The organism is Cupriavidus sp. FW305-27 (assembly GCF_058787995.1).
In genome coordinates this window covers 162,800-170,614 of sequence record NZ_JBYTAG010000003.1, presented here as the reverse complement: position 1 = coordinate 170,614, position 7,815 = coordinate 162,800, and the positions used below count along the sequence as shown (strand labels likewise).

7 protein-coding genes are annotated in these 7,815 nt (G+C 67.2%); all 7 read left to right on the top strand.

The annotated features are described in order from the left end of the window. Nucleotides 1–11 precede the first annotated feature (11 nt). The 7 genes from AC3WRI_RS02745 to aceA all read left to right on the top strand — a co-directional run bounded on the left by AC3WRI_RS02745 (nucleotide 12) and on the right by aceA (nucleotide 7,691). Nucleotides 12–836: a LytR/AlgR family response regulator transcription factor gene (locus AC3WRI_RS02745; protein WP_010810508.1), complete on the top strand. Its 825-nt coding sequence runs from the start codon at nucleotides 12–14 to the stop codon at nucleotides 834–836. Nucleotides 837–969: 133 nt separating this feature from the next. Next, on the top strand, nucleotides 970–2,247 hold the full coding sequence (locus tag AC3WRI_RS02740; protein WP_037024085.1) for an MFS transporter: 1,278 nt from the start codon (nucleotides 970–972) through the stop codon (nucleotides 2,245–2,247). Between the two features lie 57 nt (nucleotides 2,248–2,304). Continuing rightward, nucleotides 2,305–4,044 carry a thiamine pyrophosphate-binding protein gene (locus AC3WRI_RS02735; protein ID WP_371258347.1) on the top strand — a complete coding sequence of 580 codons (1,740 nt, stop codon included), beginning with the start codon at nucleotides 2,305–2,307 and terminating at the stop codon, nucleotides 4,042–4,044. Nucleotides 4,045–4,092: 48 nt separating this feature from the next. Then, complete coding sequence (rraA, locus tag AC3WRI_RS02730) at nucleotides 4,093–4,590, top strand: ribonuclease E activity regulator RraA (RefSeq protein WP_010810511.1); 498 nt, start codon at nucleotides 4,093–4,095, stop codon at nucleotides 4,588–4,590. Between the two features lie 2 nt (nucleotides 4,591–4,592). Further along, a complete protein-coding gene (locus AC3WRI_RS02725) occupies nucleotides 4,593–5,009 on the top strand; it encodes a gamma-glutamylcyclotransferase family protein (RefSeq protein ID WP_011615563.1) in 417 nt (138 codons plus the stop codon). An 82-nt stretch (nucleotides 5,010–5,091) separates the two neighbouring features. Beyond that, nucleotides 5,092–6,060 (top strand): alpha/beta fold hydrolase, encoded by a 969-nt coding sequence (locus tag AC3WRI_RS02720; RefSeq protein ID WP_492292513.1) that lies wholly within the window; start codon nucleotides 5,092–5,094, stop codon nucleotides 6,058–6,060. 335 nt (nucleotides 6,061–6,395) lie between these two features. Beyond that, the gene (gene aceA / locus AC3WRI_RS02715) at nucleotides 6,396–7,691 is read left to right on the top strand and encodes an isocitrate lyase (protein WP_010810514.1); all 1,296 of its coding nucleotides are present in this window, start codon (nucleotides 6,396–6,398) and stop codon (nucleotides 7,689–7,691) included. Nucleotides 7,692–7,815 lie beyond the last annotated feature (124 nt).

Here is a 7,815-nt window from a genome sequence, read left to right as displayed (position 1 = left end):
CCAACGCCCCCATGACCCCGACCCTTCTGATCGCCGACGACGAAGCGCTGCTGGCGCGCGTGCTGGAATCCGAACTGATGTCGCTGTGGCCCGAGGCCCGTATCGTTTCCGTGGTCCACGACGGCGTGGCCGCGCTGGCGGCGGCGCGCGAGCACCAGCCGCGCGTGGCCTTCCTGGATATCCGCATGCCGGGCATGAGCGGCATGGACGTGGCGCGCGAACTGATCGAATTCGACACCCCGCCACTGGTGGTCTTCGTGACCGCATACGACCAGTTCGCGCTGGAGGCGTTCGAGCGCGCCGCGGTGGACTATGTGCTCAAGCCGGTCCAGCGCGAACGGCTTGAGGCCACGGTGCAGCGTCTGAAGGACCGCCTGGCCGGCCCCGCCGACGATGAAGACACCGAGGCCGAAGCCTCGATCGCGGAGACGGACCGGCTTGGCCAGCTGCTGGCGCGGCTGGAATCGCTGGAGCACGCCACGCCAGGCCCGGGCGGTGCGCCGCAGCGGCAGTACCTGCGCTTTATCAAGGCACTGGTGGGGCAGGAGGTGCGCATCATCCCCGTGGACGAAGTCATCTACCTGGAGGCCACCGACAAGTACGTCAACGTGGTCTCCGGCGCCGGCGAAGCGCTGATCCGCACCAGCCTGCGCGAGCTGACCCAGCAGCTGGACCCGGAGCGCTTCTGGCAGGTGCACCGCGGCACCGTGGTCAACATCACCTGCGTGGCCAGCGCGGTCAACCAGTCGCTGGGACGGCTGTCGCTGCGGCTGCGCGACCGTCCTGAACTGCTGCCGGTGGCGCGACAGTACGCGCACCTGTTCAAGCAGATGTAAGCGCGGTTGGCGGGAGGCGTGGCCGCCACCTGGCTGCAGAGGACAGGGGTTTTCCTCTATGATGCGGGCTTCGGCCCGTATTTTTTTGGGCTGCCGCCTTCCGTCCTGCCGCATAGCCCCTGCCACCAGCGCCATGTCCACCGCCGCACTCGATCCCACGCGCAACCCTCTTCGTCATGACGCCCAGGTGATCGGGCTGGTTGGCCTGGCTCACGGGGTCTCCCACTTCTACCACCTGCTGCTGGCTCCGCTGTTCCCATGGATCAAGGCGGAATTCGGCCTGAGCTATGCCGAGCTGGGCCTGCTGATGACGGTGTTCTTCGCGGTCTCGGCGGTGGTGCAGACCGCGTCCGGCTTTGTGGTCGACCGCTTCGGCGCGCGGCCGGTGCTGTTTGCCGGGCTGGCCTTCCTGGGCGCCGCGGCCTTGCTGCTGTCGACCAGTTCCGGCTACGCCGCGCTGCTGTTCGGCGCGGCCGTGGCGGGGCTGGGCAATGGCGTATTCCACCCGGCCGACTTCACGCTGCTGAACAAGCATGTGTCGCAGCCCCGGCTGGGACACGCGTTTTCGGTTCACGGCATTTCCGGCAACCTGGGCTGGGCGGCGGCGCCGCTGTTCCTGGTGGCGATCGCCAACCTCGCCAGCTGGCGCGTGGCGCTGGCGGCGGCCTCGGCAGTCGCCTTTATCGTGCTGGCCGTGCTGGTAGTGCTGCGCCATGTGCTGGACCCGCGCGAAGTGCAGGGCGCCGTGGGCCGGCCCGCGGCCAAGGCTGCGGCCGGGGTGGCCACATCCGGCGGCAGCGTGCTGGGCTTTCTGCGCCTGCCGCAGGTGTGGGTGTGCTGGGCCTTCTTCCTGCTGACCACGTTCTCCGCGGCCGGCATCCAGAGCTTTGCCCCGACCGCGCTGACCTACCTGTACGGCATGCCGTTCACGCTGGCGACCGCGTCCTACACCATCTACATGCTGTGCAGCGCCGGCGGCATGATAGTCGGTGGCTTTGCCGCCGGCCGCACCAGCAACCATGACCGGCTGATCGCGGTGAGCTTCACGGTATCGGGGCTGATGGCGGTGCTGGTCGGGTTGAACCTGGTGCCGGCGCTGCTGGTGCCGGTGCTGATGGGCGTGATCGGCTTTGGCGCCGGTACCGCCGGGCCGTCGCGTGACCTGCTGGTGCGCGCCGCCGCCCCCGCCGGTGCCACCGGGCGCGTCTATGGCGTGGTCTACTCGGGCCTGGATATCGGCCTGGCGTGCGGCCCGCTGTTCTTCGGTGCGCTGATGGATGCAAAGCTGCCGGCCTGGGTGTTCTTCATGATCGGCGGTTTCCAGCTGCTGTCGATCTTCACCGCGGTGACAGTGGGCAACGGCAACCGCTCGCGCCGCGGCGCGGCGGCGGGCCAGGCGGAGGCCGCCTAGCCCGGGCCGGGCCACCCAAGCACCGCCTTCCGAATTCGATTGCCTGAGGATGCTTTCATGTCAATGACGCCGGCCAACACCACCCAGCCTGACGATTCCGAACACGGCACGCCGCTGCCGGGCGGCCATATCCTGGTCGATGCGCTGCTGGCGCACGGCGCCGAGCTGGCCTTCGGCGTGCCGGGCGAAAGCTACCTGGCCGTGCTCGACGGCTTCCACCGCCGCCGCGATCAGTTGCGCTTCATCATCTGCCGCCAGGAGGGCGGGGCCGCGGTGATGGCCGAGGCCTACGGCAAGCTGACCGGCCGCCCCGGGCTGGCCTTCTGCACGCGCGGGCCGGGCGCCACCAATGCCAGTATCGGCGTGCACACCGCCTTCCAGGACTCGACGCCGATGATTCTGTTCATCGGCCAGGTCGGCACCGACTTCATGGACCGCGAGGCCTTCCAGGAAATCGACTACCGCCGCATGTTCGGCCAGATGGCCAAGTGGGTGGCGCAGATCGACCGGGTCGAACGCATCCCCGAATACATTGCGCGCGCCTACCAGACCGCCACCTCGGGCCGTCCGGGCCCGGTGGTGCTGGCGCTGCCCGAAGACATGCTGGCGCAGACTGCGGTAGTGCCGCAGCTGCAGGCCTACCAGCGCGTCATGAGCTGGCCCGGCGAGGTCGACCTGGCGCGGCTGGCCGAGATGCTCGACGCCGCCGAGCGTCCCTTCGTGCTGGCCGGCGGCAGCGGCTGGACGCCGCAGGCCTGCGCCGACCTGCAGGCCTTTGCCGAGCGCTTCGCGCTGCCGGTGGGCTGCGCCTTCCGCGGCCAGGACCTGTTCGACAACTGCCATCCCAACTACGCCGGCGATGTCGGCATTGGCATCAACCCAGCGCTGGCCGAGCGCGTCCGCAATGCCGACCTGGTGCTGGCCATCGGCCCGCGCCTGGGCGAGATGACCACCGGAGGCTACGCGCTGATCGCCGCGCCGCGGCCCGCGCAAAAGCTGATCCACGTGCACGCCGGCGCCGAGGAGCTGGGCAGCGTCTACCAGGCCGACCTGATGGTCCAGGCGTCGATGCCGGCCATCGCCGCGCGCCTGGCCGGCCTGCAGCCCACGGCCGAGCCGCGCTGGCAGGCGTGGACAGAAGCCGCGCACGCCGACTACGAACGCTACCTGCAGCCGCCCCCATTTACGGGACAGGGGGTCGACATGGCCGAAGTCATCCGCACGCTGGACCAGCTGCTGCCGGCCGACGCGGTCGTGACCAATGGCGCCGGCAACTACGCCGGCTGGCTGCACCGCTATTTCCACTATCGCCCGTTCACCAGCGGCGGCCGCGGCCAGCTGGCCCCGACCAGCGGCGCGATGGGCTATGGCGTGCCGGCGGCGGTCGGCGCCAAGATCGCGTTCCCGCAACGCACCGTGGTGGCGCTGGCCGGCGATGGCTGCTTCCTGATGAATGGCCAGGAACTGGCTACGTCGATGCAATACCAGGCGCCGGTGATCTTCATCGTCGTCAATAACGGCATGTACGGCACCATCCGGATGCACCAGGAACGCGAATACCCGACCCATGTCTCGGGCACCGAGCTGCACAACCCCGACTTTGCCGCGCTGGCGCGCGCCTATGGTGCGCGCGGCGCCACCGTGACCACGACCGAAGCCTTTGCCCCGGCACTGCGCGAGGCATTGGCCGCACCGGTATCCACGCTGATCGAGATCCAGGTGGACCCGGACGTGATCACGCCGCGCACCACGCTGAGCGCCATCCGCGCGCAGGCGCTGGCCAGCCAGCAACAGTGAGGCCGAGCGGCCCGACCGGATACTTTCTTGCCTATCAGGAGACCATCGATGAAGCCTGTCACCACCGACCTGTGCGACGCGCATGAAGACCACCTTGCCGACGGCACCCTGCGCGTGATGGCGCCGGTGTTCCGCGCCTTCGGCAAGCAGGGCGCCTTTGCCGGCCCCGCGGCTACGCTCAAGGTGTTCGAAGACAACTCGCTGGTACGGACCGCGCTGGAAGCGCCGGGGCAGGGCCGCGTGCTGGTGATCGACGGTGGCGGCTCGCTGCGCTGCGCGCTGGTGGGCGGCAACCTTGGCCTGCTGGCCGAGAAGAACGGCTGGGTCGGCATCGTCGTCAACGGCTGCATCCGCGATACCGCCGAGCTGGACGTGTGCGACATCGGCATCCGCGCGCTGGCCGTGCATCCGCAGAAAAGCCAGAAGCGCAACGTTGGCGAAAGCGACGTCGCGGTGCAGATGCCCGGCGCAGTGGTGCGCCCGGGCAACTGGATCTACGTCGACGCCGACGGCGTGCTGGTCTCGGACGAAAGGCTGGGGAACTGAGCATGCCGCGCGTCTTTGTCTACGGCACGCTGCGCGCCGGCGAGGTCAACGACCTGAACGCCGCCGCGCAGCGCCACGGCATTGCCGCGCCCACGCTGCTGGGCACGGGTACGGTGGCCGGCAGGCTCTATGACTTCGGCACCTATCCCGGCCTGGTGCTGGACGCCAGTGGCGGGCCGGTCGTGGGGGATCTCTACGAGATCGCCGACGCGCTGTTGCCGGTGCTCGACGAGATCGAAGAGGTTTATCCCGGCCAGGCCACGCTGTTCGTGCGCGAGGAACGGGCCGTGTTGCACAACGGCCAGCCTGTCGCCTGCCTGCTGTATCCGGTGGCCGAGTCCGCGGTGGCCACGCTGCCGCGCATCGACAGCGGCGACTGGGTGGCCTATCGCCGCGCACGCGATACCGCCGCGGCCTGAGCCCCGGCTCGTTTCAAACGGACGGCGCCCATTCGCGGCGCCGTCTGCTTTTGCGTAGCATGGCCGGCGATGACATCGAACAATGGAATCGACGGCCATGAACGCTCCGCAATCCCTGCCGCCGCAGGTCTTCCCCCGGCAGTTCTTTATCCACGCCGGCGACGTGCGGCTGTACGCCACCAGTTGGGGCGAGCCCGGGCCAGGGCGGCCCACCATCGTCCTGGTGCACGGCTATCCCGACAGCAGCGAGGTCTGGCACGACGTGGCGGCGCAGTTGGCGGGGCGCTTCCACGTGGTGGCCTATGACGTGCGCGGGGCAGGGCGCTCAACCGCGCCGCACGCGACTGACGCTTACCGGCTGCAGAAGCTTGCCGATGACTTCATCGCAGTCATCGACGCGGTCTCGCCGCAGCGCCCGGTGCACCTTGTCGGCCATGACTGGGGTTCGATCCAGAGCTGGGAGTTCGTGACCGATGCTCGGCTGCAAGGGCGCATCGCCTCATTCACCTCATGCTCTGGTCCCTGCCTGGACCACGCGGCAATCGGCTTGCGCGAACTGCGCGGGCAGCGGTCGCTGGCTGCGTTGGGCAAGACCCTGCGGCAGCTCGCAGCATCGTGGTATATCGGCGCCTTCCACCTGCCGTGGCTGCCTGAGCTGACCTGGCGGCTGTGGCTCGGCCGTGCGTGGCCGCGCTACCTGCGCCTGACCGAGGGCCTGCGCACGGGGCCCAGCCCCACACAAACAGCCGACGGTTGCCATGGTGTGCGCTTGTACCGTGCCAACTTCCTGCCCGTACTGCGTGCCCCGCGCCACTGTCATGCCCATGCGCCGGTGCAGGTGATCGTGCCGTTGCATGACCGGTATGTGAAGCCGGCGCTAACTGAAGACGTGCACCGCTGGACCACGCAACTCTGGCGCCGCACCGTGCCCGCGCACCATTGGCTGCCGCTGGCCGACGCCCAGGGGTTTGCCATCATGGTGCGGGAATTTGTCGAGCATATGGAAGGGGAGCCGGCCTCACCGGCGCTGCTGGCCGCTCGCCTGCGCTAGCGGAGGCAGCGCATCCTGCGCATATTTCACGATGTGGAAAGATGTTTTGGACCGCAAAAATACATGGTTTGCGGAGCACAAGACCATTTCTCAGAATGGAAGATCATTTCCTGCATCGTGAAATAAAATCTATAAACCATTGAATTATTGGAAGAAAAAAACTAAGCGGGGACTGCAGATCAAGGTTGTTGCAATGCGGGAGGGTTCTCTACACTCTTATATAAGACACATGACATGAGGCGCGAAAAACAGCAGGCGACGCAGCCACCGCGACGTAGCCCAGGTCAGGTGATCAACAGATTCTCAGCCATCCCCGCATCATCAGGAGAGTGACCATGACCCGCCAAGAACAGATCCAGGCCCTGCAGAAAGACTGGGATACCAATCCCCGCTGGAAAGGGATCAAGCGCAATTTCACCGCCGAAGACGTGGTGCGCCTGCGTGGTTCGGTCCAGGTCGAGCACACCCTGGCCCGCCGCGGTTCCGAGAAGCTGTGGAACCTGCTGCACACGGAGCCGTTCGTCAACTCGCTCGGCGCGCTGACTGGCAACCAGGCCATGCAGCAAGTGAAGGCCGGCCTGAAGGCTATTTACCTGTCGGGGTGGCAAGTCGCAGGCGACGCCAACCTGGCCGGTGAAATGTACCCCGACCAGTCGCTATACCCGGCCAACTCGGTGCCGCAAGTCGTCAAGCGCATCAACAACACCTTCCAGCGCGCCGACCAGATCCAGTGGAGCGAAGGCAAGGGCGACACCGACTTCTTCGCCCCGATCGTGGCGGATGCCGAAGCCGGCTTCGGCGGCGTGCTTAACGCTTTCGAGCTGATGAAGTCGATGATCGAAGCGGGCGCCGCCGGCGTTCACTTCGAAGACCAACTGGCTTCGGTGAAGAAGTGCGGCCACATGGGCGGCAAGGTGCTGGTGCCGACCCGCGAAGCCGTCGCCAAGCTGACCGCCGCGCGCCTGGCCGCCGACGTCTCGGGCGTGCCGACCCTGGTGATCGCCCGTACCGACGCCGAAGCCGCGGACCTGCTGACCTCGGACGTGGACGACAACGACAAGCCGTTCTGCACCGGCGAGCGCACCGTGGAAGGTTTCTACCGCGTGCGCAACGGCCTGGAGCAGTCGATCTCGCGCGCCCTGGCCTACGCTGAAGTCGCTGACCTGGTGTGGTGCGAAACCGGCAAGCCGGACCTCGAGTTCGCCAAGAAGTTTGCCGAAGCCGTGCACGCCAAGTTCCCGGGCAAGATGCTGGCCTACAACTGCTCGCCGTCGTTCAACTGGAAGAAGAACCTGGACGACGCCACCATCGCCAAGTTCCAGAGGGAACTGGGCGCGATGGGCTACAAGTTCCAGTTCATCACGCTGGCCGGCTTCCACTCGCTGAACTACTCGATGTTCAACCTGGCCTACGGCTACGCCCGCAACCAGATGAGCGCGTTCGTGGAACTGCAGGAAGCCGAGTTCAAGGCCGCCGAGAAGGGCTTCACCGCGGTCAAGCACCAGCGCGAAGTCGGCACCGGCTACTTCGACGCCGTGACCCAGACCATCGAAGGCGGCCAGTCGTCGACGACCGCACTGAAGGGTTCGACCGAAGACGAGCAGTTCTTCGAAGACAAGAAAGTGGCCTGACTCTCCTGGTCACCCCCGCCGGAACGTGGGTCCGGCGGTTAAGGAAGGCGTGCGACCATCACGCCTTCTGATTTAGGCGCCGCGCCGTTCTCTCTCAGGGACGGCGCGTTTTTTTATTTTCCAA

Excerpts from the sequence above, each read along its gene's own strand:
- AC3WRI_RS02720 (WP_492292513.1), top strand. The coding sequence starts at position 5,092 with ATGGAATCGACGGCCATGAACGCTCCGCAATCCCTGCCGCCGCAGGTC.
- AC3WRI_RS02740 (WP_037024085.1), top strand. The coding sequence starts at position 970 with ATGTCCACCGCCGCACTCGATCCCACGCGCAACCCTCTTCGTCATGAC.
- AC3WRI_RS02735 (WP_371258347.1), top strand. The coding sequence starts at position 2,305 with ATGTCAATGACGCCGGCCAACACCACCCAGCCTGACGATTCCGAACAC.
- AC3WRI_RS02725 (WP_011615563.1), top strand. The coding sequence starts at position 4,593 with ATGCCGCGCGTCTTTGTCTACGGCACGCTGCGCGCCGGCGAGGTCAAC.
- rraA (WP_010810511.1), top strand. The coding sequence starts at position 4,093 with ATGAAGCCTGTCACCACCGACCTGTGCGACGCGCATGAAGACCACCTT.
- AC3WRI_RS02745 (WP_010810508.1), top strand. The coding sequence starts at position 12 with ATGACCCCGACCCTTCTGATCGCCGACGACGAAGCGCTGCTGGCGCGC.
- aceA (WP_010810514.1), top strand. The coding sequence starts at position 6,396 with ATGACCCGCCAAGAACAGATCCAGGCCCTGCAGAAAGACTGGGATACC.